Here is a 25,434-nt window from a genome sequence, read left to right as displayed (position 1 = left end):
ATTTGCCATTTTGCTTTTTGTCATAACCATCATCCTTACTTAAGTTGATGGTCTCCGACAAACTCGGGGCGATTCAGTCTGCGCCACTGCTACGCGGGCTATCGCGCCCGAGAAGAAGCGTCTGAGGTTGTGGGGGTGGGCTGGCACCTCGACACGTCCCCCATGCTTCACACAGCGCGTCGCGCCCCTCAGGGCGGGGGCCTTGCAGGGCGTCCCGTCTCGACGCTTGGCGCGGCACCGTGGCGCCGACTTCATGGCGTGCAGCCCCAATGCCCTGCCCTCCGGGGTCAGGTTCTCAGGCGTAGGCTTTCCCCTCGGCTTTAAAGTGCGCACATCGCGCGCTGCGTGCGCTACTGCATCAAGGAAACGCTGCTGTCGTGTGGTGGTCATGGCTACTGCTGAAATCTGATCCGGATCTGTGAGCACTATAGCCAAATTTTCGGGCAAAAAATATCGGGGCATGCCTCATGAGAAAATCGCGGGCCGCGGCGAGGTGGGCCGGGGGGTGGGGGTGGTCTGCACTCGGCCAACGCGAACGCATCGCCGCCCAAACCTTTGGGTCCGTCGCGTTGATCGTGGCGCGTTCAAGAGATATTTGCGGCATAACGATGAACGAGGTAGATCTGGACTGTTTCGGCCGGTCAGATGAATGCAGGACGGGAACACCGGGCCCGCTTGAGTGCGCCCAGCTTGGCATACCATATCCGCCCCCCTTCGGTCGGAAGCGCCCCATTTCATTGTTGCGTGGCTGGTCCTACGCGTCCGTTTTGAGCCCGCTCTCCAGTCTTTCCAGATCGGCCACAAGCCGGCGGGCGCTTTCGCGTGCGGCAATGGTCAGTGAAGCCTGCGCCTCAGAGTAGAGCTCCGTGTCCCGGTTCATCAGATCGAGTCCTTCCTGCAATCCGGCCAGAACCGTGGCGTCCTGCCGGGAATCCGTAAGTGTCTGCCGCATCAATTCTCTACGTCCATCATGTGACAAGCCCGAGAATTCGGGCGAGGAAAGCAAAGAAAGAAGGTTACACCGGGCGCCATATGTGGGCGAAAATGTGGGTTGCCCCAAAATATCTGCCCACTTTTCCGTTTATTATCACGCTTTTAGTGGAATAAAGTGGCAGCCCGTAGGGGAGTCGAACCCCTCTTTCCAGGTTGAAAACCTGGCGTCCTAACCGATAGACGAACGGGCCATCCTTGGCGTGTCGCGTAACTAGGCAAAAGCGGCGCAGGGCGCAAGAGGGATTTTGCAAAAACTTCGTGTCGATTTCAGAATTTTTGTCGGGCGTTCCGTGTTGGTCTGGGATTGCGAAGCATCAGGCCGGGGCCGCGTCCTCGAGGCGCAGTTGCACGGTCTGGCGTCCGCCCCAGCTGTTGATATCGAGGCGCCCGGCAAGGTGAAAGCGGCCGCCGCCATGCGCCATGAGGGCAGGCCCCAGCGGACCATCGAGCGCGCCGAAGCAGATTGCGTCAAGGCTGGCGCCCATGCCATCGCCAAAGCGCAGTTTCAGGTGGGCACCGCTCAGTGCCTTGGTAAAGGTGATCTGGCAATCGGGAAAGACATAGCGGGGTCCGGGGGCGCCTGCCCCAAAGGGACCGGCGGATTCTATCTGCGTGACGAGGTCGACGGTGGCGGCACCGGGCATCAAGAGGCCATCAACCCGCATTTCCGCGGGACCTGCCGCGCCTGCGCCCTGTTTGGCGAGCAATTCGGAGAGCCGGGTCATTGCCGCCTCGATCTGATCGCGTGCAACCGAGAGGCCCGCCGCCATCTTGTGTCCGCCGCCCTTGATCAACAGCCCTTCGCTGGCGAGCCGTTGAATCGCCGCCCCCAGATCGACGCCCGAGATCGAGCGGCCAGAGCCTTTGCCCTCGTCGCCCTCTAGCCCGATCACGATGGCGGGGCGGTTGGCGCGTTCCTTGAGGCGGCTGGCGACGATGCCGACAACGCCCGGATGCCAGCCTTCGCCTGCGGCCCAGACGAGGGGGGCGTCCAGCCCGCGTGCTTCGGCCTGTGCGAGGGCCGCATCGCGCACCTGTGCCTCGACGTCGCGCCGCTCAGAGTTGAGCTGGTCCAGACGTTCGGCCATGGCACGGGCCTCGGTGGCATTGTCACAGGCGAGAAGACGTGCACCCAGATCGGCCTTGCCGATGCGTCCACCGGCATTGACGCGCGGCCCCAAGAGAAAGCCCAGGTGATAGGCGTTGGGGGCGGTGTCCATCCGCGCCACATCGGCCAACGCCACAAGGCCCGGGCGTGCGCGGCGTGCCATGATGTGCAGTCCTTGGCGCACGAAGGCGCGGTTGACGCCGATGAGCGGCGCCACGTCCGCCACGGTGGCCAACGCCACCAGATCGAGCATTGTCATCAGGTCCGGCCCCTGTGCGCCCGCGTCACGCAATTGACGACCGGCCTCGACCAGCATCAGGAATACCACCGCTGCGGCACAGAGATGCGCCAGATCGCCGCTCTCGTCCTGACGGTTGGGATTGACCACCGCGAGGGCGGGCGGCAGGGTTTCGGCCCCCAGATGGTGATCAAGCACGACGACATCTGCGCCCTTTGCCGCTGCAATGGCCTCGTGACTCAAGGTGCCGCAATCGACGCAGAGGATCAGATCATGCCGGGCCGCCAAATCGCGCATCGCGGGCACGTTGGGGCCATATCCCTCATCAATCCGGTCTGGGATATAGAGCGTGGGACCGGGGGCCCGCATCTGGCGCAGCCAGTCGATCAGCAGCGCCGCAGAGGTGCCGCCATCGACATCGTAATCGGCAAAGATCGCGATCCGTTCACCGCCGCGTACCGCCCTGAGAAAGCGCGCGGCGGCATGTTCCATGTCGCGTAAAGAGCGCGGATCGGGCAAGAGATCGCGCAGGGTGGGGGCGAGATAGGCTTCGGTGTCGTCAGCCGCAACACCCAGTCGCGCCAATGTCTGGCAGAGCGGGCGTGGCAGGGCGGTCATCTGCGCCATCGCCTCGGCGAGGCGATCGGTCTCAGGCCCCGGACCAATCCAGCGGCGCCCGGTCAGGGACTGTTCAACTCCGAGAAAGGCCGTTCTCAACCGCGCCTCCTCTTTCATCTGGCGTTAAATACCTCGGGGGTGCGGGGGCAGAGCCCCCGCCGCTTGCCGGGTCAGTCCCGCTTGCTGCGATAGATCATCCGCCGTACCGATCCGGTGCGCGAGCGCATCAGCAGGGTCTCGGTTTCGACATAGCCGGGGCGGCGCTTGACACCCGAGAGGATCGAGCCGTCGGTGACGCCGGTGGCGGCAAAGATCACGTCTGCGGTTACCATTTCATCACGGGAATAGATCCGGTCGAAGTCAGTGATCCCGGCCTTGGCGGCGCGGGCGCGTTCATCTTCGTTGCGAAACACCAGACGGCCCCACATCTGTCCGCCCATGCATTTGAGCGCAGAGGCGGCCAGCACGCCCTCGGGGGCGCCGCCAGTGCCCATGTACATGTCGATGCCGGTGCGGTCTGCCTCGGCGCAGTGGATCACACCCGCCACGTCCCCATCGGGGATCAGAAAGACCGCCGCGCCGGTCTGGCGCAGTTCGTCGATCATTTCCTGATGGCGGGGGCGTTCGAGCACGCAGACGGTGATCTCGGACGGGCGGCAGCCGCGTGCGGTGGCCAGAGCCTCGACCCGCTCGCGCGGGCTCATGGCAAGGGAGACGACGTTTTCCGGATAGTCCGGCCCAATTGCCAGCTTTTCCATATAGGTGTCAGGTGCGTGCAGCAGGGTGCCGCGCGGGGCCATGGCGATCACCGTCAGGGCATTTGGCATGGCCTTGGCGGTCAGGGTGGTGCCTTCCAGCGGATCGAGAGCGATATCAACGCCGGGGCCGTCGCCGGTGCCCACTTCTTCTCCGATGAAGAGCATCGGCGCCTCGTCCCGCTCGCCCTCACCGATCACCACGACACCCTTGATGGCCATGATATTGAGCTGTTCGCGCATGGCGTTGACGGCGGCCTGATCGGCGGCCTTTTCATCGCCGCGCCCGATGAGATCTGCGCAAGCGAGGGCGGCCTGTTCGGCCACGCGCGCGAGGCCGAGCGAGAGCATGCGGTCGTTAAATGCGGTATCAGAGGTCATGGGCTGGTCCTTGTAAATCTGGTCTTGTCAGCATTAGCGCCGGTCTATCCTGCGCACAAGTCTGGTGGGCCGGGGGCCGATCAGACGGTTTCGATCCGCAGCGCCACGGGCTCGCCCGAGAGCACATCCAACCGGCCGATGCCGGTCAGGGCGGTGTCGAGGGCGTCGCGTGTGGTTTTATGGGTGACGATCAGCACCGGCGCGGTGGTCGCATCATGGCGGTATTGGCGCATCCGGTCGATGGAAATGCCCGCCTCACCCAACAGCGTCGCCACCTTGGCCAGTGCGCCGGGTTTGTCGAGCAGCGACATGCGCATGTAATAGGGCGCGGGGGTGGCGCTTGCTGCGGTCTGGCACCGGGCAAGATCCGCAGCCGGTTGACCAAAGGTCGGAATGCGGATGCCGCGCGCGATATCCATCACATCGCCCATCACCGCGCTGGCCGTGGGGCCCATGCCCGCACCGGGACCGCGCAGCACGATCTGTTCCACCTGATCGCCCTCAAGCACGACCATATTGGTGCCGCCCTCAAGCTGGCCAAGCGGGCTGCTGTCGGGCACGAGGCAGGGAGACATGCGCTGTTCCAGCCCGCGTCCGGTCATCTGCGCCACTCCCAAAAGCTTGATGCGGTAGCCCATGTCGGCAGCATGGCGGATGTCTTCAATGGTGACCTTCTCTATCCCCTCCAGAGTGACGCCGTCGAAATTCACTTGGCAGCCAAAGGCGATGGCCGCGAGCAGCGCCAGTTTGTGACCAGCGTCGATGCCGCCCACATCAAGCGTCGGGTCCGCCTCGAGATAGCCCAGCTTGGCCGCCTCATCGAACACCTCTGCATAGGGCAGGCCCGCCGATTGCATGCGGGTCAGGATATAGTTGCAGGTGCCGTTCATCACGCCCATGACGCGGGTGATGTCATTGCCCGCGAGCCCCTCGGTCAGCGCCTTGATCACCGGGATGCCGCCCGCGACAGCGGCCTCGAACCGGATCACGCGGCCTGCCGCTTCGGCGGCTTGGGCGAGGGCCTGGCCGTGATGCGCGAGCATCGCCTTGTTGGCGGTGACCACGTCCTTGCCTGCGGCAATCGCCGCCTCTGTCGCGGCCTTGGCCGGGCCGTCAGAGCCGCCCATAAGTTCGACAAACACATCCACATCGTCACGTTTGGCCAGTGCGACAGGATCGTCTTCCCATGCGTAGTCGCTGAGGGTGACGCCACGATCCTTGTCGCGGGTGCGGGCCGAGACAGCGGTGATGACCACGGGCCGACCGGCGCGGGCGGCCAGAAGATCGGCCTTTTGCCGGATGATCCGCACGACGCCGGTGCCGACCGTGCCCAATCCGGCGATGCCAAGGCGCAGGGGTGTGTTCATGGGGCTCTCCGATCGTCACTGTCCAAGGATTGAGCCGCGATGTAACGGGTTCAGCGAGGCCTTGCAACGCGGCTTGCAGGGTTTGCAGCGGGGTTTTTCAGTTGGTGACGCCGGTTTGCATGCGGCTTTGTGTGGTGGGATCGACCACACCCCCCCTGAGCCGTGCCGCCCGCGCACGCAAAGCCGCGCTGCGTTTGTCCAGATCAGAGGCCGTTTGAGGTGTGATCCTGTCGGTGCCGCTCGGTCCGGTGATGTCCTCGGCGGGGATCAGATCGGGGTAGGCCACCATCCGGGTGTTGTCGCCAAGCGTCCGGTCAAGCGGCAACACGTCGCTGCACCCGGCCAAAAGGCACGATATCAGGGGCAGCGTGAATAGGGCGGGGCGAATGGGCATGCAAGCCGGTGTCCTTGTGCCGACGGGTGTCTCTGTCTTGCCATTCTTTGGGGGCAAAGGGCAAGCGGGGCTTTGATCTGAACGGATGTTCAGTTAAACCATGTCGCATGGCACGCACCCAAGGCTCTCATTCCGATATCACCGGTCCGCGCGTTCGCGATGCGGCGCTCTCACTTTTTGCGCGGCATGGCTATGCGGCGGTTTCGATGCGTCAGATCGCAGCGGCGGTGGGGGTGCAGGCGGGCGCGCTCTATAATTACACGCCCGACAAGCAAACGCTGCTGTTTGATCTGATGCGGACACATATGGAGGATTTGCTGGCGGCATGGGATGCGGCAGTGCCCAAGGGTAATGCGCTAGCCGTTCTTGAGGCGTTCACCCGGTTTCATATTCGGTTCAACACCAGCCGGGCGGATGCGGTATTTGTTTCTTACATGGAGTTGCGCAATCTGGAGCCTGCGAATTTCGCGGTGATCGAAGGGTTGCGGCGGGAGTATGAAACACGACTCGAGGCGGTGTTGCGGCGAGGGGCCGAGGCGGGGGTGATGGTTGTGGCCGAGCCACGGATCGCCAGCATGGCGCTGATTGCCATGCTGACGGGGGTCAATACCTGGTATCGAGAGCAAGGTCGCCTTTCGCTGACAGAGGTCGAGGCGATCTATTGGGACATGGTGCGGCGGTCGGTGGCTGGCTGAGGGGCAAAGGGGGTACTCTGGCGCTTATCGCAAAGAGAACGCCCTGAATCGCGCCCTAGCCCCAATCACCAAAGCGCGGAATCAAGGTGCCGCAGGCACCGCCGCGCAGCGCCCGACCGCCCCCTCGGGCGGGCACCGCACGGCTCGTTTCTTGGTGGCCAACGCGACGTTCATGCCATTATACGCCAGTCAACTCTCTGCGTTTATCACCGCCTCACTTGATAAAGCTCCCGTCGCGCAACTCTCGCATCGCTTGGCGCAATTCGTCCTTGGTGTTCATCACGATGGGGCCGTGCCAGGCCACGGGCTCTTGGATTGGCGCGCCGGAGATCAGCAGAAACCGCAGGCCCTGTTCTCCTGCCTGTACCGTCACCTCGTCGCCGGTGCCAAACCGGATGAGGGTCCGGTCCCCCGAGAGGTCGCGGATATGCACCTCTTGCCCCGCCACTTCCTTTTCCAGCAGGACGCCGGTCGGCTGGGACGCATCGGCAAACGCGCCTGTGCCCTCGAACACATAGGCAAAGCTGCGCCGGTAGGTGTCGATGCGAAAGGTCTTTTTCACCCCCGCTGGCACCGATATGTCGAGGTATTGCGGGTCGGCGGCGATTCCGTCCACCGGGCCGCGACGGCCCCAGAATTCGCCGGTGATCACGCGAACCGAGGTGCCATCGTCATCGGTGATCACCGGAACATCCGGTGATTTCACATCCTGATAGCGCGGCGCTGTCATCTTGAGCGAGGCGGGCAGGTTGGCCCAGAGTTGAAAGCCATGCATCTGCCCGCGCGCATTGCCGCGCGGCATTTCCTGATGCAGGATGCCTGATCCGGCAGTCATCCATTGCACATCGCCTGCGCCCAGAGTGCCCTGATTGCCAAGGCTGTCGCCATGTGTGACCTCGCCCGCCAGAACATAGGTGATGGTTTCGATTCCGCGGTGCGGATGCCACGGGAACCCGGCGGTATAGCGGGCGGGATCGTCGTTGCGAAAATCGTCAAACAGCAGGAACGGGTCGAGCTCGGTGGGATCCTGAAAGCCAAAGGCGCGGTGCAGGTGCACGCCAGCGCCTTCTAGTGTGGGGGTTGCCTGTCGTTGCTCTATGATGGGTCTGATCGACATGAGAGGTCTCCTTTGGCACAGCATATAAGGCGGCATTGGGTCTGTGAAATGGTGCAGTCTGTTCACCTGTGAACCGCGTCTGTGCGTTTTGTGCAGGCGCCTCTCGCCATGGGCCGATATCCGGGGTAAAGGCGGGCGCAAAGGGAGTGATGGCATGCAGGACGATGAGGTATTGGCGGCGCTTGGGGCCTCTACGGGGCGGCGGGTTTTGGGTGTAGGCTCGGTTGCGGGGTTGGGTCTGACGCTGCTTTATCTGGCGCTGGTGCAATCGCCCAGTTTCGGCTGGCAGGTGTTTATGGTCGGATTTGGTCTGACCTGCGTCTTTCTGGCTGAGCGGATGTGGCGGGCAACTGCGCGATGGCTGGTGCTGACGCGCGAGGGGTTGCGGGACAACACGGGGCGGATGATTGCGCCGATTGATCAGATCCGTTCGGTCGAACGGGGTGTGTTCGCGTTCAAACCGTCAAACGGATTTACCATCAAGCTCGTGCAAAAAGCACCGGCTGCGTGGCAGCCGGGGCTTTGGTGGCGCACCGGGCGGAGCGTCGGTGTGGGAGGCGTGACCTCTGGCACACCGGCAAAGTTCATGGCCGAGCAGATCCACGAACTCTTGACCGATCGGACGCAATCCTAGGAGGCGGTGCAGACGCCCTCAAAGCAGAGCTGAGCGGCGAAGCGCAACGGTACGAACATCCGCGTCTTGATTTCGGTGTCGCTGGTCAGGTCGGTTGTTATCGGAGGATCGTATTTTGAAAGGGTTTCCACCAAGATGATCTCTTGCCCGTTGAGCATATTTGGCAGGACACTATGCGCATTTTTGACGTCTGAATCGCTCAGAGGGATAAGAGTCCCTGAGCCGCGCACCTCGGACCAGCGCAGCTCGAACTCGTCGATGCTGTTGGCTTCATCGAAATGGTACCGGACAACGGTCACGCGAACCTGGTTGATTCCCGCATCATTCGTCATCAGGTCGAACAGCTTTTTGACGTTGTCCATATAGGTCTGGTCGACGACAGAGGTCTCACGCGAGAGCATGTCCGCGACGGTATAGGTTGCCTTTTCGCGCACGCTTTGGTAGCGGAACATGTCGTAATATTCATAGCTGAATGTGAGGCCCATGAAGAGAAATGGGAACATTACGACGGTTTCCATGGCCGCAGTTCCGCATTCCTGTTTCCAGAACCGGCGAAGCAGGGGGAGAGCATGACGCAGGCCCATCAGATTGGCTCCTGAACAAAGGCGGTATTCGCGATCAGCGTGGCTTGGCCACTGCTGTCGTTGATCAACCGACTGCCCAATATATATGTGGGAAAGAGGGGGTTGTATTTCAGGCATGCGCGCAAAAGCATGAGTTCGTTTTGCTGGCCGGGTGTGAATTCGCGCACCGGTTTGGACGGCTCGGCCTGATCCGTACAATCGGCGGTCTGATCGAGCGCGCTGAAATTGCGGATATCAGCCGGGCGCATTTCCAGCCGGAGGTTGTTTGCACAATCGTTGATGATGATCGAGTTGTCGCAAATGATCTGTTTGATTTCGTCGTGCTGAGGGACTGACCCGGTACCAAGGCGAACCTCGCGCACGGCCATGTCGAGGCCGCGCTCAAGGAATGTGGCACGCATGGTCACGAACCCCATTTCGATTGAAAAGATCATGATGCCTAGGAAAAACGGAGCCACGAGAACGAATTCAAGTGAAGCTGTCCCGGTTTCGTCCCGCCGAAACCGGCGGAGATAGTTTCTGAATGAGAGGCTCATTGGGTCAACCTCAATTGCTTAACATTAGCCGCAATGGCGCTGAAGGCGGCACTGATGTTACTCCCTGAGGCGCGGAAGTAATGTGCGGGCGATGTCGCGCAGTCGGTGAGTTGTGTCTCTGCGGTGCCACCCACCGGAACCTCAAAGCCGATGGTGTATACAACGACGCCTTCTGTCTTGGTGGCGGAGCAAACACTCTGCATCAGGACATTTTTCATCGGTCCGGTCACAGTTTCCGAATTTTTGTAGTCGTTCCACGGACCCCAGTCGCCAGTGATGTCTCTGTAGTATTCGGGCGACATCAGTCCCCATGCGGTTTCCCAACTCAGCTGGGTGCTGGAGACAAAGGTGTCCAATGTGCTTCCGAAACTTTCAAAGTCGGCTTTGGGGACCCACTTATTTTCGGCGACGCTCCAGTAGTCGCCGGAAATCTGGCTTTGGAGATAGTAGACCGAATATTCCGCGCCGCTTACGTCATAGACGCATTCCCAACGGGTTTGGCCGCATCGTGCCTTGCCTTGGTCACCATAGAGTTTCCAGTCGACATTGTAGATGTTGAACGCGTATTTGAATACGCGGTCCTGAAAGCGGACCTCGTAGAGATCCGAAAACTTGCCGCGATATTTGGGGGAGCTACGATCGAAGAAGTATGATGTTGTATTCGCACCATCACCCATGAAGATGATCGCCTTGAGCGTTTCCGGCTCGTCGTAATCGGACGGCACGGACGCGAGTGATGCATCCAGGTGGCCAGCATCAATCATTGAAGCTGTCACTTGCCGGAATGTCGGGTCCAACAGTGCCGCACCCCAGTTCATGCCGTCATTCCCGGATGTATTGCCGTTGGGCTGCAGAGAATCGATTTTTGCGTGCATGTCAGTGATGCTGGTGGAGTAGGGCAGGATGCGGATATATTCATCCGTGTAGCAGGAGCGCCAATCCTGATCGAGATTGTCAAAGTCGCCGTAAAGCGACGTATAGACCATTTGATTGACAGGAATGCCACTGCTCAGGGAGGACGAACCGCTGGAGAGCGTCGCGTGGTGATAGTCGTTTTCTTGGAATTCCAGGCAGGTGGAATAGGTGTGGGCTTCGTCAACCGCGAGCGCATCATAGATGCTCAGCGGTGGCGTCACAGAGAAGCTGAACGGGACGATCGACAGCACTGTGTCGCCAGCGGTTGATGACGACATGACAGTGGTCACAAAGTCTTTGGCCGCGACTTTCAGATTGTCGATCTTGGAATTGTTCGACATCGACCCCGACACATCCAGAACAAGGATGCCTTCGAGTTTGGGAATCCGAACCTCTGCGGTCGCGATACCAGACGCCGTTAAGGTCGATACGCCGGCAAGCTTCATCAGATATGTGTCGAGGGTGGTTTTGGCTCTGGCCGTTACGCTTGCGGCATTGAATGTCGCAACAATATCGCCTTCGTCCTCGGCCAATAGAGAGCTGCCTTGCCCGGATTTGTTGAAGTAATCCTCGACGATGCCCCGGGCACCTGCGTTTGTGGTTGCCGTGGCTCCGGCCAGAACGGCCCGATCCAATGTGGCCTGCAGGCTTGCGCGCGCCATTTCATGGCGCATGGTATCCAGCCCGATCCCACCCATCACCAAAAACATTACAAAGATAAAAAAGGCGAGTGCGGTGACCGTCCCGTCCTCTTCGCGTACAAACCTTGCAATGCGTGAATTGGACCGGGTTGTCGCGGTTTTGCCTCGGCACCGCATCATTCCATAATCTCTGCCGTTACTATGCATTTGAACACCTCATCAAGACGCCACACTGTTGACGCCAAGCAATCCACCATCAACCTTTATCCTGTTCCTATGTGGCTGAATTATGACGAATTTCGGGCGGATTTGCATAAATTAACCGCTTAAAATCAACAATATGAGGGTTGTTTAATGATTGTAGGGAACGAGGCGACAAAGCCCGACGAGCGCCTTGATCCGGCCGAACGGCAATCGCTGTGGGACTCTTGCGGGTGGACAAAATGCCCACAGCGTTTAACCATGGCTGGTGACCCCGGGGCCATTTGTCCCTGAGCCGCATTGGTGGTCCCAGGTCAAAACAGGGAGTGGATGCATGAACGCCAACAAGGAACCGAGTTTTCGCGAAAGCGTAGATCTGATGTTCAACCGCGCGGTGGCGCTGATGGACCTGCCGCCCGGTCTGGAAGAGAAGATCCGCGTTTGCAATGCCACCTACACCGTAAGATTTGGTGTGCGGCTGCGCGGTCAAATTCAAACCTTTACCGGGTATCGCAGTGTGCATTCCGAGCATATGGAGCCGGTCAAGGGCGGCATCCGCTATGCCATGGGCGTCAATCAGGACGAGGTCGAGGCGCTGGCGGCGCTGATGACCTACAAATGCGCGTTGGTTGAGGCGCCTTTTGGCGGCTCCAAGGGCGGTTTGCGGATTGATCCGCGCGAATGGGAAGAGCACGAGCTTGAGCTGATCACCCGGCGCTTTGCCTATGAGTTGATCAAGCGCGATCTGATCAATCCGGCGCAGAACGTGCCCGCCCCCGACATGGGCACCGGCGAGCGCGAGATGGCTTGGATCGCCGATCAGTACAAGCGGATGAACACGACTGACATCAATTACCGCGCCTGCGTGACCGGCAAGCCGATCAACGGGGGCGGGATTCAGGGCCGGGTCGAGGCCACGGGGCGCGGGGTGCAATATGCGCTGCAGGAGTTCTTTCGCCACCCAGAGGATATCGCGGCGGCCGGTCTGAGTGGGTCTTTGGACGGCAAGCGGGTCGTGGTGCAGGGGCTTGGCAATGTGGGGTATCACGCGGCCAAGTTCCTGTCCGAGGAGGACGGCTGTCGCATCACCGCTATCATTGAACGCGATGGTGCGTTGACGGATGACAGGGGGCTGAATGTCGAGGCGGTGCACAACTGGATCGCGCGGCATGGTGGCGTTGAGGGCTATCCGGGTGGCAAATATGTCAAGGATGGCGGCAAGGTTCTGGAGACGGCCTGTGACATCCTGATCCCTGCGGCGATGGAGGGGGTGATCAACCTCTCCAATGCCGATCAGATTAAGGCACCGTTGATCATTGAGGCGGCGAACGGGCCGGTCACGGCGGGGGCCGATGATATTCTAAGGCAAAAGGGCACCGTGATCATTCCCGATATGTACGCCAATGCGGGCGGTGTCACGGTGTCCTATTTCGAATGGGTCAAGAACCTGAGCCATATCCGCTTTGGTCGGATAGGGCGGCGGCAGGAAGAGGCGCGTCACCAACTTCTGGTGACAGAATTGCAGCGGCTCAACCGTGGTTTGGGCGATGCATGGGAGTTGTCACCGGATTTCAAGCAGAAGTATCTGCGCGGCGCGGGCGAGCTGGAACTGGTGCGTTCGGGCCTCGATGATACCATGCGTATTACCTATCAGGCAATGCGCGAGGTCTGGCACAGCCGTCACGACGTGACGGATTTGCGCACGGCGGCCTATCTGGTGTCAATTGCCAAGGTCGCCGCGAGCTATCGCGCGATGGGGCTCTGAGGCGCCGGGTCGCGCACAGGCCGTAAAATGGCGTAAAACATGGCAGAACTTTGGCTCTGCCATTGCTATCCCTGTCCGAAGCGAGTTCAGTCGCGGGACAGCGTGACAGAGAGGTGGCGGATGCGGTTTTCGGGGCTGAGGGTTCTCAAGGAAGGGCTGACCGGCAACAAGGGCTGGACCGCGCATTGGCGCGATGCCACCCCAAAGGCCGAGTATGATGTGGTGATCATTGGCGGCGGGGGGCATGGTCTGGCGACGGCCTATTATCTGGCCAAGCGCCACGGGATCACCAATGTGGCGGTGCTGGAAAAGGGCTATCTTGGCGGCGGGAATGTCGGGCGCAACACCACCATCGTGCGCGCCAACTATTTCCTGCCGGGCAATTCGGAATTCTACAGCCACTCCCTGAAGCTTTGGGAGGGGCTGGAGGAGGATCTGAACTATAACGTCATGCACAGCCAGCGTGGTCAGATCGTGTTGTTTCATTCGGACGGGCAGCGTGATGCGATTGCGCGGCGCGGCAATGCGATGATCAACCAAGGCGATGATGCGGAATTGCTGAGTGTTGCGCAGCTTAAACGTATGGTGCCCTATCTGGATTATGATCAGGCCCGGTTTCCAATTCATGGCGGGCTGTTGCAGCGGCGTGCAGGCACGGCGCGGCATGATGCGGTGGCTTGGGGCTATGCGCGCGGCGCCAGTGACCGGGGCGTTGACCTGATCCAGAATTGCGAAGTGACGGGGATCGACATTGAGGGCGGCCGGGTGCGCGGCGTGCAGACCACGCGTGGCACGATCCGGGCGAAAAAACTCGCGATGGTGGTGGCCGGGCGCTCGTCTCAGGTGGCAGCCATGGCGGGCATGCGCCTGCCGATCGAGAGCCATGTGCTTCAGGCCTTTGTCACCGAGGGGCTGAAACCTTGCATCAATCATGTGATCAGTTTCGGCATGGGGCATTTCTATATCAGCCAATCAGACAAGGGCGGGCTGGTGTTCGGTGGCGATCTGGACATGTATTCCTCCTATGCCGCGCGCGGCAACCTGCCGCTTGTCGAGCATGTGATGGAGGCGGGCATGACCCTGATGCCGATGATCGGCAATGCAAGGGTGCTGCGCAGTTGGGGCGGAATCATGGATATGTCGCCAGATGGCTCGCCCATCATCGACCATTCGGGGATCGAGGGGCTCTATCTCAATTGTGGCTGGTGTTATGGCGGGTTCAAGGCGGTGCCGGGATCGGGGGATGCGATGGCGCATCTCATCGCCACGGACAGGCCGCACCCTGCCGCAACGGGGTTTCGGCTGGATCGCTTTACCACAGGCCGGGGATTGATGGATGAAGAAGGCACCGGCGCGCAGCACAACCTGCATTGAGCGGCGGCGAGAGGGCGGGATTTTGAGTATTTTTGGAACGATGAAAGCGCGGGTGAGATGAGACTTGGCTGTCCGATCTGTGGCGAGCGGGATCGTCGCGAGTTCTATTATCAGGGTGCGGCCTTGGCGCGACCGCAGAGCGATGTCTGGGGGCCGGACTGGGATGATTACATCCACAACCGCGACAACCCGGCCGGCGTTACCCGTGATCTGTGGCAGCATGAACAGGGTTGTGGCGCGTGGCTGATTGTGACGCGCAACACGGTGACGCACGCCGTTCTGGATGTTGCGCTTGCGGTGGAGGCGGGTGCATGAGGATCGAGGATAAAGGGCTGATCGACCGCAGTCGTCCGGTCAGCTTTCATTTCGACGGCCATTGCTATCCGGGCTTTGCCGGCGACACGCTGGCCTCTGCGCTCTTGGCCAACGGGGTGCGCATGGTGGCGCGGTCGTTCAAATATCATCGCCCGCGTGGGGTGATGACCGCAGGCAGCGAGGAGCCGAATGCGCTGGTGACGGTGGGGCGCGGCGCGGCGCAGGAGCCGAACCTGCGGGCGACCACGGTTGAGGTGCACGAGGGGCTCTGGGCGCGCAGTCAGAATCGTTGGCCGACACTCGGGCTGGATGTGATGGCGGTCAATGATCTTGCGGCACCGTTTTTCGGGGCGGGGTTCTATTACAAGACCTTCATGTGGCCCAAGGCGTTCTGGGAGCGGGTGTATGAGCCGTTGATCCGCCGGGCGGCTGGCCTTGGCGCGCTGTCGGGGGTGGCGGCAGAGGATAGCTATGAGCGGGCCTTTGCACATTGCGATGTGTTGGTGATCGGTGGCGGTCCCGCCGGGCTGATGGCTGCGAAGGCGGCGGCTGAAGCGGGGGCGGATGTGATCCTCGCCGATGAGGATACGCGATTTGGCGGGCGTCTGCTGGCCGAGACCGAAGAGGTCGATGGTCTGGCCGCCGTGGACTGGGTTGCGGAGGTGGTCAGGGATCTGGCAGCGATGCCCAACGTGCGTCTGATGACGCGGACGGCGGTGACAGGTGTTTACGATGGGAGCACCTATGGAGCGTTGGAGCGGCTGGCCCCGAATGTAGCGGCCAGACCGCATGCGCCCAAGGGCTGTTTCTGGCGGATCGTGGCGCGCCGCGCGGTGCTGGCGGCGGGCGCATTGGAGCGCGCTATCGCCTTTGCCAACAATGATAGGCCGGGTGTGATGATGGCGGGCGCCGTGCGGGCCTATGTCAATCGCTGGGGCGTGGCGCCGGGGCAGAGCACGGTGGTGTTTGGCAATAATGACAGCGCGCATCGCACGGTTGCCGACTTGCAGGAAGCGGGCGTTCATGTGGCGGCGCTGATCGATGCGCGACCCTATGCGCGCTGCAATCTTGATTTGCCGTTTTATCCGGGCGCTCAGGTTTGCGGCACCTCAGGGCGCCGGGGTCTTGAGGCGGTGACGATTGCCAGGGCCAAGGGCGAAGACCGGATCGCCGCCGATTGTCTGGCTGTTTCAGGGGGCTGGAATCCGTCGCTGCATCTGGCCTGTCACATGGGGGCGCGGCCCGTCTGGGATGCGGCATGTCAAGCGTTCCTGCCGCCTGACGGGGCTGTGCCGGGGCTGCGCGTGGCGGGGGCTGCGGCGGGGCAGTTCTCAACCCGTGCCTGTCTTGAAACCGGATTGGCGGAGGGCGTGCGCGCGGCGGTGGAGCTTGGCCTGCGCGCGCCGGACTTGGTGGCGCCGATGGCTGCAGAGGCCGCCTATGACATCTTCCCGCTCTGGCAGGTGGCGGGGCGTGGCCGGGCATGGCTTGATTTTCAGAACGATGTGACGGTCAAGGATGTGACCCGTGCCGCGCAAGAGAATTTCCGCTCGGTCGAACATATGAAGCGCTACACCACGCAGGGCATGGCCCCCGATCAGGGCAAGAATTCGAACGTGAACGCGCTTGCCGTGCTCGCCGAAGCGACGGGGCAGGGAATCGCCGAGACCGGCACGACCACGTTCCGTCCGCCCTATGTGCCGGTGCCGATTGCGGCATTGGGGGCAGGGGGCAGGGGCAAGGGATTTGCCCCCGAACGCAAGACCACCTCGCATGCGGCAAGTGTGGCGCGGGCCGCGCCGATGATTGAGGCGGGGCTGTGGTATCGACCGAGCTATTTCCCGACCAAGGGCGAGACACATTGGCGGCAATCGTGCGACCGCGAGGTTGCGGTGGTGCGTGAGGCCGTGGGGGTTTGCGATGTCTCCACGCTGGGCAAGATCGACATTCAGGGCGCTGATGCGGCGCGGTTTCTCGACTTCGTTTATACCAACACCTTCTCGACGCTGAAGCCGGGCCGCGTGCGCTATGGCCTGATGCTGCGCGAGGACGGGCATGTGATGGATGATGGCACCTGCGCGCGCTTGGGCGAGACCCATTATGTGATGACCACCACCACTGCGGCGGCGGGGCAGGTGATGCGGCATCTGGAGTTTGTGTCGCAGGTGCTGCGGCCTGACTGGGACGTACGGATGGTGTCGGTCACAGAGCAATGGGCGCAATTTGCCGTGGCAGGGCCGAAATCCCGCGAGGTGTTGAATGGCATTCTGGATACGCCGATCAACGACGCGGAGTTTCCCTATATGGCCTGTGGGGCGGTTCGCATCGGCGGGGTTGCGGCGCGGCTGTTCCGGATCTCGTTTTCGGGCGAACATGCCTATGAAATCGCGGTGCCGGCGCGGTATGGTGCCGCGCTCTTTGCTGAGTTGGTTGCGCGTGCTGAGGGCATGGGGGGCGGGCCCTACGGGCTTGAGGCGCTCAACGTGCTGCGGATCGAGAAGGGATTTATCACCCATGCTGAAATCCATGGCCGCGTGACAGCGTTCGATATCGGGATGTCCCGAATGGTGAGTGACAAAAAGGACTGCATCGGCAAGGCGGCGGCGTCGCGCGTGGGGTTGAGGGACGAAAACCGGGAGCAATTGGTGGGATTAAAGCCGGTGGGTGCGGTCAAGGAATTGCTGGCGGGGGCGCATATTTTTGACGAGGGGGCCGAGGCCGTCAGAGATCAGGATCAGGGCTATGTCACAAGCAGTTGCTATTCGCCCACTCTTGGCCATGTGATCGGTATGGGGTTTCTGAAACGCGGTTCGGCGCGGATCGGCGAGCGGGTGCGTGTGGTGGATCATCTGCGCGGCTCCGAGACGATCTGCGAGGTGACGGATCTGGTGCAGTTCGACCCAGAGGGAGGGCGCTTGCGTGGTTGATTTGATGGCTCAAAGCCCCTGCGCAGGGGTCTTGCCGGTGACGGTGGGCGGAGTGCGTCTGAGCGAGATCACGCCGGGGCGGATGATGTCGATTGCGCCCTACCAGGGCCAAGAGGCGGCATTGTCAGAGGCGCTGGAGGCCGCGCATGGCATGGCATGGCCGGGTCCGGGCCGCATGACGGGGCGCGCGGAGGCGCGTGCCCTCTGGTTCGGACGCGGCATGGCGATGCTGATTGGTCCTGACGCGGATGTCGGACTGGCGGCGCATGCGGCGGTGAGCGATCAATCGGACGCTTGGGCGGTCATCGGGCTTGAGGGTGAGGGCGCGGCGGAGGTGCTGGCGCGGCTCTGCCCGCTTGATCTGCGCGCGTCGGTTTTCAAGCCGGGGCACACTGCACGCACGGAACTGGCGCATATGGCCGCATCGGTCAGCCGGATGGGGCCGCAAGACTGGCAGATCATGGTGTTCCGCTCGATGGCGGGAACCTTGGTGCATGAGATGGAAACCGTGATGCGACGGGTCGCGGCGCGGTAACTTTCCCCGACGTGAGGCGCTGACAGAGGCCGCAAAATACCTTAAGGAAGCGTGGAAAACTCCTGAGGATTGCCCATGCGCCTGATGCTGATCGCCGCCCTGACCCTGCTGCCTGTGATGGCCAATGCCGAGAATCCGATGTGCGCGCCCACTGGCGAGATTGTGGCGCGCGCCGTTGAGGCGCGCACATCCGGACAGGGTGCCCCCGGCGCGATCACGGCAATCGCTGCAGAGATGACCGGTGAGATGGCCTCTTATGCGCCTGCGGTGCAGCCCTTGGTCGATTGGGTCTATTCCTTGACCGAGGCGCAAATGTCCGAGGATGTCGCAGGCAGTTATGTCACCCAATGCGAGGCACAGTAACCGCCTCTGGACTCTGAGCCGCGCGCGCCCAATATAGGGGCATGAGCCTGCCCACCGGATTTCTCGACGAATTGCAAAACCGTCTCTCGCTCTCCCAAGTGGTGGGGCGCAAGGTGACGTGGGACAATCGTAAATCCAATCAGGGCAAGGGGGATATGTGGGCGCCTTGCCCCTTTCATCAGGAAAAAACCGCGTCTTTTCATGTAGATGACCGCAAGGGATTCTATTATTGCTTTGGCTGCCACGCCAAGGGCGACGCGATTTCCTTTGTCCGTGAGACCGAGAATGTCGATTTCATGGAGGCGGTGAAAATTCTCGCCGCTGAGGCGGGCATGCCGATGCCAGAGCGCGATCCGCAGGCACAGGCCAAGGCCGATCGGCGTGGGCAATTGATCGAGGTGATGGAACAGGCGGTCAAGTATTTCGGCCTGCAACTGCGCAGCGGAGCCGGGGCTGCGGCGCGCGACTATCTCAAGGGGCGCAAGCTGAGCGAGGCGACGCAGGCCCAGTTCGATCTGGGTTTTGCCCCCGATGGCTGGCAGGGCCTGTGGGATCATCTGACGGCCAAGGCCGTGCCGCCGGAGATGATCATGGCCTGCGGCCTGGCCAAGGACAGCCAGAAGGGCGGCAAGCCCTATGACACGTTCCGCAACCGGATCATGTTTCCGATCCGCGATGCGCGCGGGCGCTGCATTGCCTTTGGCGGGCGGGCGATGGACCCGAATGACAGTGCCAAATATCTGAATTCGCCCGAAACCGAACTGTTTGACAAATCTCACACGCTCTACAATCACGGTCCTGCGCGCGAGGCGGCGGGCAAGGGTGAAACGCTGATCGTGGCCGAAGGGTATATGGACGTGATCGCGCTGGTTGCCGCCGGGTTCGGCGCGGCGGTGGCCCCTCTGGGGACCGCCGTGACAGAGCATCAATTACAGCTCATGTGGCGGATCAGCCCTGAACCGGTGATTGCCCTCGATGGCGATACGGCGGGGTTGCGCGCGGCCTACCGGGTGATTGATCTGGCGTTGCCGCTGCTTGAGGCTGGGAAATCCCTGCGTTTCGCGCTGATGCCTGAGGGCAAAGATCCTGATGATCTCTTGCGGGCAGAGGGGGCCGGAGCCGTGCAGGCGCGGATAGACGGCGCTTTGCCCATGGTGCAGCTTTTGTGGCAACGAGAGACCGAGGGCCGCGATTTCGACAGCCCCGAGCGCAAGGCGGCGCTCGACAAGATCCTGCGCGACAAGATCAAGATGATTCTCGATCCGTCGATCCGCACCCATTATGGGCAGGCGATCAAAGATCTGCGCTGGCAGCTTTTTAATCCGCGCCGCAGCCCCGCGTTCACGCCGCGCGCCCGAGGGGGCAAGTGGCCGCCGCCCGAACCCGCGCGTGCTGCCACCAAATCCTCGATGCTGGTTGCATCCGGGGTGGATGGTGAAATCCAGCTGCGCGAGGCGGTCATTCTGGCGACGCTGATCTGTTGTCCGTCGGTTACGGCGCGGTTTGAGGCAGGGGTTGAGCAACTGGAGTGCCGTGACCCCGATCTTGGCCGTTTACGCGACCTCATCTTGCGGTTTGCGGGGGCGGGCGGGGAGGCCCTGCGCGACCGGATCGAAGCCGAGATTGGTCCCGGCCCCCTTGAAAAGATGATGGGTTTGCCCCATGTCGCCCTGATCCCCCCGGTGCGACATCCCGGTGACGAAGAACTGGCTATCCTGACCCTGACCGAGGAACTGGCCAAGCTCAAGGCGCAGCGTGGCTGGCTGGCAGAAGTGTCCGAGGCGAGCGAGGATATCGACGGGTTGGCGGATGAGGCGCTGACTTGGCGGTTGGGGCAGGCGGCAGAAGCGCGCAATCGCGCCACACGCAGCCAGCAGGAAGACAGGGCAGAATACGATCTGGGCGAGAACGGCGCACGGATCAAACGTGATGAGAAAGAACAGTTCAACGCCTTGCTCGGCAAGATAACCTTTTCTAAACCGGGAAGATGACTGTTTTTCGTAAGGAAGTGCTGAAGAAATCGGAGTAGACGGGTGTGCGAATCAAGATAACACGCTATTGATTCGGGCCAACCGAATCACCTGTCCCGCCCATAGCTGAGGAGTCATTCATGGCCGCCAAAGATACCGACGACCAAAAGCCCGACGAGTCTGAGGCCGAAGTTTCGCTCGACATGAGCCAGGCGGCGGTCAAGCGGATGATCGCGGAAGCGCGGGAAAAGGGGTTTATCACCTATGATCAGCTGAACGAGGTTCTGCCGCCGGATCAGGTGTCGTCGGAACAGATCGAGGACGTGATGTCGATGCTCTCGGAGATGGGCATCAATATCATCGAGGCTGAGGATGCCGAAGAGGAAGAGGGACGATCCACTGCCGTAGCCGAGATCGGTCGACGCGGAGAGATCACCCTTGGATCGGGCAAGGAAGAGAAGCTCGACCGTACGGATGACCCCGTGCGGATGTATCTGCGCGAGATGGGGTCGGTCGAACTCTTGAGTCGCGAAGGCGAGATTGCCATCGCCAAGCGGATCGAGGCCGGGCGCAACACGATGATCGCAGGTCTCTGCGAGAGCCCGCTGACCTTTCAGGCGATCACCATCTGGCGTGACGAACTTTTGGGTGAAGACATCCTGTTGCGTGATGTGATCGACCTTGAGGCGACCTTTGGCAACCAGTTGGGGGACGAGGACGCAGAGCCGATTGTGGGCGCCGCCAATGTCTCTAGCGCCCCCGGCAACATTAACCGCGATGACAATGAGCCAGAGCTTGATGCTGACGGCAATCCGATTCATTCCGATGACGATGATGAGGACGACGAACAGGCCAACATGAGCCTTGCGGCCATGGAAGCCGCTCTCAAGCCGCGCGTGCTTGAGACGTTGGACCGGATCGCGGATGATTATGCCAAGCTCAGCGAAATGCAGGATAGCCGGATTTCGGCGACTTTGAACGAGGATGGCTCGTTCAGCCGCGATCAGGAAGACACCTATCAGACCCTGCGCAGCGAGATTGTCGAGCTGGTCAATGAGCTGCATCTGCACAACAACCGTATCGAGGCGCTGATTGATCAGCTCTACGGCATCAATCGCCGGATCATGCAAATCGACAGTGCCATGGTCAAACTGGCCGATCAGGCGCGTATCAACCGTTCGGAATTCGTCGAAGCCTATCGTGGGCGCGAGCTTGATCCCAACTGGGTGGATGACATGGCGCGCAAGGCCGGGCGCGGCTGGCAGATGTTCATCGAACGCAGCCCCGAGAAGGTCTCGGAACTGCGGGCCGATATGGCGCAGGTGGGTCAGTATGTGGGCCTTGATATCTCTGAATTCCGCCGGATCGTGCAGCAGGTGCAAAAGGGCGAGAAAGAGGCGCGTCAGGCCAAGAAGGAAATGGTCGAAGCCAACCTGCGTCTGGTGATCTCGATTGCCAAGAAATACACCAACCGTGGCCTGCAATTCCTTGATCTTATTCAGGAAGGTAACATTGGCCTGATGAAGGCGGTGGACAAATTCGAGTATCGCCGCGGCTATAAATTCTCGACCTATGCGACATGGTGGATCCGTCAGGCAATCACCCGGTCCATCGCCGATCAGGCGCGCACCATCCGGATTCCGGTGCATATGATCGAGACGATCAACAAGCTGGTGCGCACTGGCCGTCAGATGCTGCATGAAATCGGTCGTGAGCCGACGCCGGAAGAACTGGCCGAAAAGCTGCAAATGCCGCTGGAGAAGGTTCGCAAGGTGATGAAGATCGCCAAGGAACCGATTTCGCTGGAAACGCCGATTGGCGACGAGGAAGACAGCCAGCTTGGCGATTTCATCGAGGATAAAAACGTTATTCTTCCGTTGGATAGCGCCATTCAGGACAACCTCAAGGAAACCACGACGCGGGTTCTCTCAAGCCTCACGCCGCGCGAAGAGCGGGTTCTGCGGATGCGGTTTGGCATCGGCATGAATACCGATCACACGCTGGAAGAGGTGGGACAGCAGTTTAGCGTGACCCGCGAGCGTATCCGCCAGATCGAGGCCAAGGCGCTGCGCAAGCTCAAGCATCCCAGCCGGAGCCGGAAGCTGCGGAGTTTTCTGGATCAATAAGATGGGTGTAAACCCACCTTTAAATCAAAGGGTTGCGTGGTGGTAGGGTGTTGCCCACCAGACGCTGTCGATCGGAGGCCGCATGTCGATCTTGTCGCGATTGTTTGGAGGCAAGCCCAAGGCTGAACCTGAAGTGCAGGCGGAAATCTATAAGGATTTCCGCATCTTCCCCGCACCGCAGGCCGCCGAGGGCGGGTATCGCGTGGCGGCTCGGATTGAAAAAGACCTGTCCGGAGAGGTGCGGGTGCATCATCTTGTGCGGGCGGATACGATTGCCAGTCTGGACGAGGCCACGGCGTTTTCTGTGCGCAAGGCCAAGCAGGTGATCGACGAGCAGGGCGAGGCGATTTTTCGCGGCCACGCCGCTGGCGGCCTGTAAGCTTTGTAAGGTTTGTAACGGGATTTGTGCAGGTTGGCTGGGCGATGGCCCGGCGCCCCTGCACCGCGCGGGCGGTTCATGTCTGGTCAGGTTTTGCAGGCGCGCGGGCCATTTACCATTGGCGCGGGTCCGGCGCGTGCGATGGCGGATCTTTGAGTAAATCGTGACCAGAGCGTGCGGAGTTGATCGCGCGCTGGTGCCTAACCGCTTGCCCCTCAAGTCACGCTGTCTTACACAGACTGTAACAAGGCAGAGGGAGACACTCATGCGTCGTGTCGTCGTCACAGGTCTGGGGATTGTCTCCAGCATTGGCAATAACGCCCAAGAGGTTTTGACCGCACTCCGAGAGGGGCGGTCGGGCATCACCGCAAACGAGGCCATGGCCGAGCATGGCTTTCGCAGCCGGGTGGCCGGGGCGATCAATCTCGATGTGACCCAGCATGTGGACAAGCGCGCATTGCGGTTCATGGGGGGCGGGGCGGCCTATGCCCATATCGCCATGGGGCAGGCTATTGCCGATGCGGGGCTGGAAGAAAAAGACGTGATCAATCCGCGCACCGGGGTTGTGGCGGGATCGGGCGGACCTTCGACCAGTGCCATGCTGGCGGCGCATCAGGTCGCGCTGGAAACCGGATCGACCAAGCGGATCGGGCCCTTTGCCGTGCCCAAGACCATGTGTTCGACCATTTCGGCCAATCTGGCGACCTCTTACAAGATCAAGGGGATCAACTATTCGATCACCTCAGCCTGTTCGACCAGCCTGCATTGCATTGGCCATGCGTCGGAACAGATCATCATGGGCAAGCAGGATGTCATGTTTGCCGGCGGGGGCGAGGAGCTGGATTGGTCGCTCTCGTGTCTGTTTGACGCGATGGGTGCGATGTCGTCGAAGTATAACGACACGCCCGCGACCGCCAGCCGCGCCTTTGATGTGGGACGCGACGGGTTCGTGATATCGGCGGGCGGCGGCATTCTTGTGCTCGAAGAGCTGGAGCATGCCCGCGCACGCGGTGCCAAGATTTATGCCGAGGTGACGGGCTATGGCGCCACGTCGGACGGGGCGGACATGGTTGCCCCCTCGGGCGAGGGCGGCGAACGGGCGATGCGGCTGGCGCTTTCGACGCTGCAAGAGGGCCGGCGCGTGGGCTATATCAACGCGCATGGCACCTCGACGCCGGTGGGCGATGTGGGCGAGGTCGAGGCGGTGCGCCGGGTGTTTGGCCGGGGCAAGACGCCGCCAATCAGTTCTACCAAGTCGATGACGGGCCACTCTCAGGGGGCCACGGGGGCGCAAGAGGCGATTTATTGCCTGTTGATGCTGCAGAACGATTTCATTGCCCCCTCGATCAATGTCGAGACGCTTGACCCTGCGCTTGATGCTGCCGAGATTGCGACCGTGCGGGTGGACAATGCCGGGCTTGATACGGTGATGACCAATTCCTTTGGTTTTGGTGGCACGAATGGCTCGATGTTGCTGAGCAAATATCACGGATGACATGCCAATGACGAATTCAATGCAGGGTAAGCGCGGCCTGATCATGGGGGTGGCCAATGACCGCTCTATCGCATGGGGGATTGCCCGTGCCATGCATGCGGCGGGGGCGGAATTGGCCTTTTCCTACCAAGGTGAGAATTTCGCCAAACGGGTGGAGCCGCTTGCGGCCAGTGTCGGCTCTGATCTGCTGCTTGATGTGGATGTGACCAATGATGCCTCGCTTGATGCGGCGTTTGAGGCCCTGGCCGGGCGATGGCCGACGATTGATTTCGTGGTGCATGCCATTGCCTATTCTGACAAGTCGGAGTTGACGGGGCGGTTTTTGAATACCAGCCGCGCCAATTTCAAACATTCGATGGAAATCTCGGCGTATTCGTTCATTGAGGTGGCGCGGCGCGCCTATCCGATGATGAAAGACAGCGGCGGTTGCCTGCTGACCCTGACCTATCAGGGGTCGAACAAGGTTGTGCCGAATTACAATGTGATGGGGGTGGCCAAGGCGGCGCTGGAGGCGGCGACGCGGTATCTGGCGAATGATCTGGGGCCGGATGGTATCCGGGTCAATGCGATCAGCCCCGGCCCGATGAAGACGCTGGCCGGTGCCGCGATCGGTGGCGCGCGCAAGACGTTTCGCCATACCGAATTGAACGCGCCGATGCGCGCCAATGCCACGCTGGAGGCGATTGGCGGCACGGCGGTTTATCTCGCGTCTGATGCAGGGCTGTGCACGAGCGGTGAGATCATCCATGTGGATGGCGGCTATCATGTGCTGGGCATGCCGCAGGCCGAGAACCTCTGATCAAGACGCTGGCCCCCGCTGTTGGCGGGGGCGTGGTGCTGTGGGCAGGATGACGTCTTGCGGGGCTGCTGACCGGCAAAGGCAGCCCGCGTGGTCAGTTCCAGGTTGGGCCGGTATTTCGCCATATTATCGCCATGTCGATTTGTGACGCTCTGGGCATGGATCATGCTCGTATCTTTGTAAAATCCAAGGAACCCAAGACGGTCGTT

At 61.2% G+C, this 25,434-nt stretch carries 24 protein-coding genes and 1 tRNA gene; 13 read left to right on the top strand and 12 right to left on the bottom strand.

Annotation, left to right across the window (positions count from 1 at the left end):
* Positions 1–39: 39 nt before the first annotated feature.
* From ACN0SW_RS18650 to ACN0SW_RS18620, 7 genes are all read right to left on the bottom strand, one after another.
* A complete protein-coding gene (locus ACN0SW_RS18650; protein WP_417729433.1) occupies positions 40–255 on the bottom strand; it encodes an HGGxSTG domain-containing protein in 216 nt (71 codons plus the stop codon).
* Positions 256–754: 499 nt separating this feature from the next.
* Complete coding sequence (locus tag ACN0SW_RS18645) at positions 755–952, bottom strand: hypothetical protein (protein WP_417729432.1); 198 nt, start codon at positions 950–952, stop codon at positions 755–757.
* Positions 953–1,109: 157 nt separating this feature from the next.
* Positions 1,110–1,184 (bottom strand) — tRNA-Glu (locus ACN0SW_RS18640).
* A 123-nt stretch (positions 1,185–1,307) separates the two neighbouring features.
* The gene (gene recJ, locus ACN0SW_RS18635; protein ID WP_417729431.1) at positions 1,308–3,074 is read right to left on the bottom strand and encodes a single-stranded-DNA-specific exonuclease RecJ; all 1,767 of its coding nucleotides are present in this window, start codon (positions 3,072–3,074) and stop codon (positions 1,308–1,310) included.
* 53 nt (positions 3,075–3,127) lie between these two features.
* On the bottom strand, positions 3,128–4,093 hold the full coding sequence (gene glpX / locus ACN0SW_RS18630) for a class II fructose-bisphosphatase (RefSeq protein ID WP_417729430.1): 966 nt from the start codon (positions 4,091–4,093) through the stop codon (positions 3,128–3,130).
* An 80-nt stretch (positions 4,094–4,173) separates the two neighbouring features.
* Positions 4,174–5,460 carry a homoserine dehydrogenase gene (locus tag ACN0SW_RS18625; RefSeq protein ID WP_417729429.1) on the bottom strand — a complete coding sequence of 429 codons (1,287 nt, stop codon included), beginning with the start codon at positions 5,458–5,460 and terminating at the stop codon, positions 4,174–4,176.
* A gap of 97 nt (positions 5,461–5,557) precedes the next feature.
* A complete protein-coding gene (locus ACN0SW_RS18620) occupies positions 5,558–5,854 on the bottom strand; it encodes a hypothetical protein (RefSeq protein WP_417729428.1) in 297 nt (98 codons plus the stop codon).
* Between the two features lie 107 nt (positions 5,855–5,961).
* Between ACN0SW_RS18620 and ACN0SW_RS18615 the strand changes: the two genes are divergently transcribed.
* Positions 5,962–6,549, top strand: coding sequence for a TetR family transcriptional regulator (locus ACN0SW_RS18615; protein ID WP_417729427.1), 588 nt, complete (start codon positions 5,962–5,964; stop codon positions 6,547–6,549).
* 214 nt (positions 6,550–6,763) lie between these two features.
* Here the strand turns inward: ACN0SW_RS18615 and ACN0SW_RS18610 are convergent, their stop codons facing one another.
* Positions 6,764–7,666: a pirin family protein gene (locus tag ACN0SW_RS18610; RefSeq protein WP_417729426.1), complete on the bottom strand. Its 903-nt coding sequence runs from the start codon at positions 7,664–7,666 to the stop codon at positions 6,764–6,766.
* Between the two features lie 154 nt (positions 7,667–7,820).
* Here ACN0SW_RS18610 and ACN0SW_RS18605 point away from each other — a divergent pair, with 154 nt between their 5' ends.
* The gene (locus ACN0SW_RS18605) at positions 7,821–8,300 is read left to right on the top strand and encodes a hypothetical protein (protein WP_417729425.1); all 480 of its coding nucleotides are present in this window, start codon (positions 7,821–7,823) and stop codon (positions 8,298–8,300) included.
* Here ACN0SW_RS18605 and ACN0SW_RS18600 read toward each other — a convergent pair.
* The 3 genes from ACN0SW_RS18600 to ACN0SW_RS18590 are packed head-to-tail and all read right to left on the bottom strand — an operon-like array spanning position 8,297 to position 11,183.
* Positions 8,297–8,884 carry a TadE/TadG family type IV pilus assembly protein gene (locus tag ACN0SW_RS18600; protein WP_417729424.1) on the bottom strand — a complete coding sequence of 196 codons (588 nt, stop codon included), beginning with the start codon at positions 8,882–8,884 and terminating at the stop codon, positions 8,297–8,299. The two genes, ACN0SW_RS18605 and ACN0SW_RS18600, sit on opposite strands and share 4 nt — an antisense overlap.
* Positions 8,884–9,420, bottom strand: coding sequence for a TadE/TadG family type IV pilus assembly protein (locus ACN0SW_RS18595; protein ID WP_417729423.1), 537 nt, complete (start codon positions 9,418–9,420; stop codon positions 8,884–8,886). The genes ACN0SW_RS18600 and ACN0SW_RS18595 overlap by 1 nt, the downstream gene beginning before the upstream one ends.
* Positions 9,417–11,183 (bottom strand): pilus assembly protein TadG-related protein, encoded by a 1,767-nt coding sequence (locus ACN0SW_RS18590; RefSeq protein WP_417729422.1) that lies wholly within the window; start codon positions 11,181–11,183, stop codon positions 9,417–9,419. The genes ACN0SW_RS18595 and ACN0SW_RS18590 overlap by 4 nt, the downstream gene beginning before the upstream one ends.
* Before the next feature lie 328 nt (positions 11,184–11,511).
* On the opposite strand from ACN0SW_RS18590, the gene ACN0SW_RS18585 reads away from it, so the two are divergent.
* The 11 genes from ACN0SW_RS18585 to ACN0SW_RS18535 all read left to right on the top strand — a co-directional run bounded on the left by ACN0SW_RS18585 (position 11,512) and on the right by ACN0SW_RS18535 (position 25,225).
* Complete coding sequence (locus ACN0SW_RS18585; protein WP_417729421.1) at positions 11,512–12,942, top strand: Glu/Leu/Phe/Val family dehydrogenase; 1,431 nt, start codon at positions 11,512–11,514, stop codon at positions 12,940–12,942.
* A gap of 120 nt (positions 12,943–13,062) precedes the next feature.
* A complete protein-coding gene (locus ACN0SW_RS18580; RefSeq protein WP_417729420.1) occupies positions 13,063–14,316 on the top strand; it encodes a sarcosine oxidase subunit beta family protein in 1,254 nt (417 codons plus the stop codon).
* A gap of 57 nt (positions 14,317–14,373) precedes the next feature.
* Positions 14,374–14,631: a sarcosine oxidase subunit delta gene (locus ACN0SW_RS18575; protein WP_417729419.1), complete on the top strand. Its 258-nt coding sequence runs from the start codon at positions 14,374–14,376 to the stop codon at positions 14,629–14,631.
* Entirely contained in the window at positions 14,628–17,558 is a 2,931-nt protein-coding gene (locus ACN0SW_RS18570; RefSeq protein WP_417729418.1) for a sarcosine oxidase subunit alpha family protein, read from the top strand. Before ACN0SW_RS18575 ends, ACN0SW_RS18570 begins: the two co-directional genes overlap by 4 nt.
* Positions 17,559–17,562: 4 nt before the next feature.
* Entirely contained in the window at positions 17,563–18,093 is a 531-nt protein-coding gene (locus tag ACN0SW_RS18565) for a sarcosine oxidase subunit gamma (RefSeq protein ID WP_417729417.1), read from the top strand.
* Between the two features lie 75 nt (positions 18,094–18,168).
* Positions 18,169–18,456, top strand: coding sequence for a DNA primase (locus ACN0SW_RS18560; RefSeq protein ID WP_417729416.1), 288 nt, complete (start codon positions 18,169–18,171; stop codon positions 18,454–18,456).
* A gap of 41 nt (positions 18,457–18,497) precedes the next feature.
* Positions 18,498–20,447, top strand: a complete 1,950-nt coding sequence (gene dnaG / locus ACN0SW_RS18555) for a DNA primase (RefSeq protein ID WP_417729415.1) — start codon at positions 18,498–18,500, stop codon at positions 20,445–20,447.
* Positions 20,448–20,566: 119 nt separating this feature from the next.
* Positions 20,567–22,552, top strand: a complete 1,986-nt coding sequence (rpoD, locus tag ACN0SW_RS18550) for an RNA polymerase sigma factor RpoD (RefSeq protein ID WP_417729414.1) — start codon at positions 20,567–20,569, stop codon at positions 22,550–22,552.
* A gap of 82 nt (positions 22,553–22,634) precedes the next feature.
* Positions 22,635–22,931 (top strand): HlyU family transcriptional regulator, encoded by a 297-nt coding sequence (locus ACN0SW_RS18545; RefSeq protein ID WP_417729413.1) that lies wholly within the window; start codon positions 22,635–22,637, stop codon positions 22,929–22,931.
* Positions 22,932–23,196: 265 nt separating this feature from the next.
* Positions 23,197–24,426: a beta-ketoacyl-ACP synthase I gene (fabB, locus tag ACN0SW_RS18540; protein WP_417729412.1), complete on the top strand. Its 1,230-nt coding sequence runs from the start codon at positions 23,197–23,199 to the stop codon at positions 24,424–24,426.
* Between the two features lie 7 nt (positions 24,427–24,433).
* A complete protein-coding gene (locus ACN0SW_RS18535) occupies positions 24,434–25,225 on the top strand; it encodes an enoyl-ACP reductase FabI (RefSeq protein ID WP_417729411.1) in 792 nt (263 codons plus the stop codon).
* Here the strand turns inward: ACN0SW_RS18535 and ACN0SW_RS18530 are convergent.
* A partial coding sequence (locus ACN0SW_RS18530) for a hypothetical protein (RefSeq protein WP_417729410.1) occupies positions 25,189–25,434 on the bottom strand: 246 nt, incomplete at its 5' end. The genes ACN0SW_RS18535 and ACN0SW_RS18530 overlap by 37 nt on opposite strands.

The sequence above is a fragment of the Roseovarius sp. genome (assembly GCF_048262375.1).
In the GTDB taxonomy this organism is placed as follows: domain Bacteria; phylum Pseudomonadota; class Alphaproteobacteria; order Rhodobacterales; family Rhodobacteraceae; genus Roseovarius.
The sequence above is the reverse complement of the archived record's forward strand: the minus strand, read 5'-3'. Positions and strand labels throughout refer to the sequence as shown.

What these genes read in the sequence shown, in the direction of transcription:
- ACN0SW_RS18650 (WP_417729433.1), bottom strand. Translation starts at nt 255, where the DNA reads ATGAAGTCGGCGCCACGGTGCCGCGCCAAGCGTCGAGACGGGACGCCC.
- ACN0SW_RS18645 (WP_417729432.1), bottom strand. Translation starts at nt 952, where the DNA reads ATGCGGCAGACACTTACGGATTCCCGGCAGGACGCCACGGTTCTGGCC.
- recJ (WP_417729431.1), bottom strand. Translation starts at nt 3,074, where the DNA reads ATGAAAGAGGAGGCGCGGTTGAGAACGGCCTTTCTCGGAGTTGAACAG.
- glpX (WP_417729430.1), bottom strand. Translation starts at nt 4,093, where the DNA reads ATGACCTCTGATACCGCATTTAACGACCGCATGCTCTCGCTCGGCCTC.
- ACN0SW_RS18625 (WP_417729429.1), bottom strand. Translation starts at nt 5,460, where the DNA reads ATGAACACACCCCTGCGCCTTGGCATCGCCGGATTGGGCACGGTCGGC.
- ACN0SW_RS18620 (WP_417729428.1), bottom strand. Translation starts at nt 5,854, where the DNA reads ATGCCCATTCGCCCCGCCCTATTCACGCTGCCCCTGATATCGTGCCTT.
- ACN0SW_RS18615 (WP_417729427.1), top strand. Translation starts at nt 5,962, where the DNA reads ATGGCACGCACCCAAGGCTCTCATTCCGATATCACCGGTCCGCGCGTT.
- ACN0SW_RS18610 (WP_417729426.1), bottom strand. Translation starts at nt 7,666, where the DNA reads ATGTCGATCAGACCCATCATAGAGCAACGACAGGCAACCCCCACACTA.
- ACN0SW_RS18605 (WP_417729425.1), top strand. Translation starts at nt 7,821, where the DNA reads ATGCAGGACGATGAGGTATTGGCGGCGCTTGGGGCCTCTACGGGGCGG.
- ACN0SW_RS18600 (WP_417729424.1), bottom strand. Translation starts at nt 8,884, where the DNA reads ATGGGCCTGCGTCATGCTCTCCCCCTGCTTCGCCGGTTCTGGAAACAG.
- ACN0SW_RS18595 (WP_417729423.1), bottom strand. Translation starts at nt 9,420, where the DNA reads ATGAGCCTCTCATTCAGAAACTATCTCCGCCGGTTTCGGCGGGACGAA.
- ACN0SW_RS18590 (WP_417729422.1), bottom strand. Translation starts at nt 11,183, where the DNA reads ATGCATAGTAACGGCAGAGATTATGGAATGATGCGGTGCCGAGGCAAA.
- ACN0SW_RS18585 (WP_417729421.1), top strand. Translation starts at nt 11,512, where the DNA reads ATGAACGCCAACAAGGAACCGAGTTTTCGCGAAAGCGTAGATCTGATG.
- ACN0SW_RS18580 (WP_417729420.1), top strand. Translation starts at nt 13,063, where the DNA reads ATGCGGTTTTCGGGGCTGAGGGTTCTCAAGGAAGGGCTGACCGGCAAC.
- ACN0SW_RS18575 (WP_417729419.1), top strand. Translation starts at nt 14,374, where the DNA reads ATGAGACTTGGCTGTCCGATCTGTGGCGAGCGGGATCGTCGCGAGTTC.
- ACN0SW_RS18570 (WP_417729418.1), top strand. Translation starts at nt 14,628, where the DNA reads ATGAGGATCGAGGATAAAGGGCTGATCGACCGCAGTCGTCCGGTCAGC.
- ACN0SW_RS18565 (WP_417729417.1), top strand. Translation starts at nt 17,563, where the DNA reads ATGGCTCAAAGCCCCTGCGCAGGGGTCTTGCCGGTGACGGTGGGCGGA.
- ACN0SW_RS18560 (WP_417729416.1), top strand. Translation starts at nt 18,169, where the DNA reads ATGCGCCTGATGCTGATCGCCGCCCTGACCCTGCTGCCTGTGATGGCC.
- dnaG (WP_417729415.1), top strand. Translation starts at nt 18,498, where the DNA reads ATGAGCCTGCCCACCGGATTTCTCGACGAATTGCAAAACCGTCTCTCG.
- rpoD (WP_417729414.1), top strand. Translation starts at nt 20,567, where the DNA reads ATGGCCGCCAAAGATACCGACGACCAAAAGCCCGACGAGTCTGAGGCC.
- ACN0SW_RS18545 (WP_417729413.1), top strand. Translation starts at nt 22,635, where the DNA reads ATGTCGATCTTGTCGCGATTGTTTGGAGGCAAGCCCAAGGCTGAACCT.
- fabB (WP_417729412.1), top strand. Translation starts at nt 23,197, where the DNA reads ATGCGTCGTGTCGTCGTCACAGGTCTGGGGATTGTCTCCAGCATTGGC.
- ACN0SW_RS18535 (WP_417729411.1), top strand. Translation starts at nt 24,434, where the DNA reads ATGACGAATTCAATGCAGGGTAAGCGCGGCCTGATCATGGGGGTGGCC.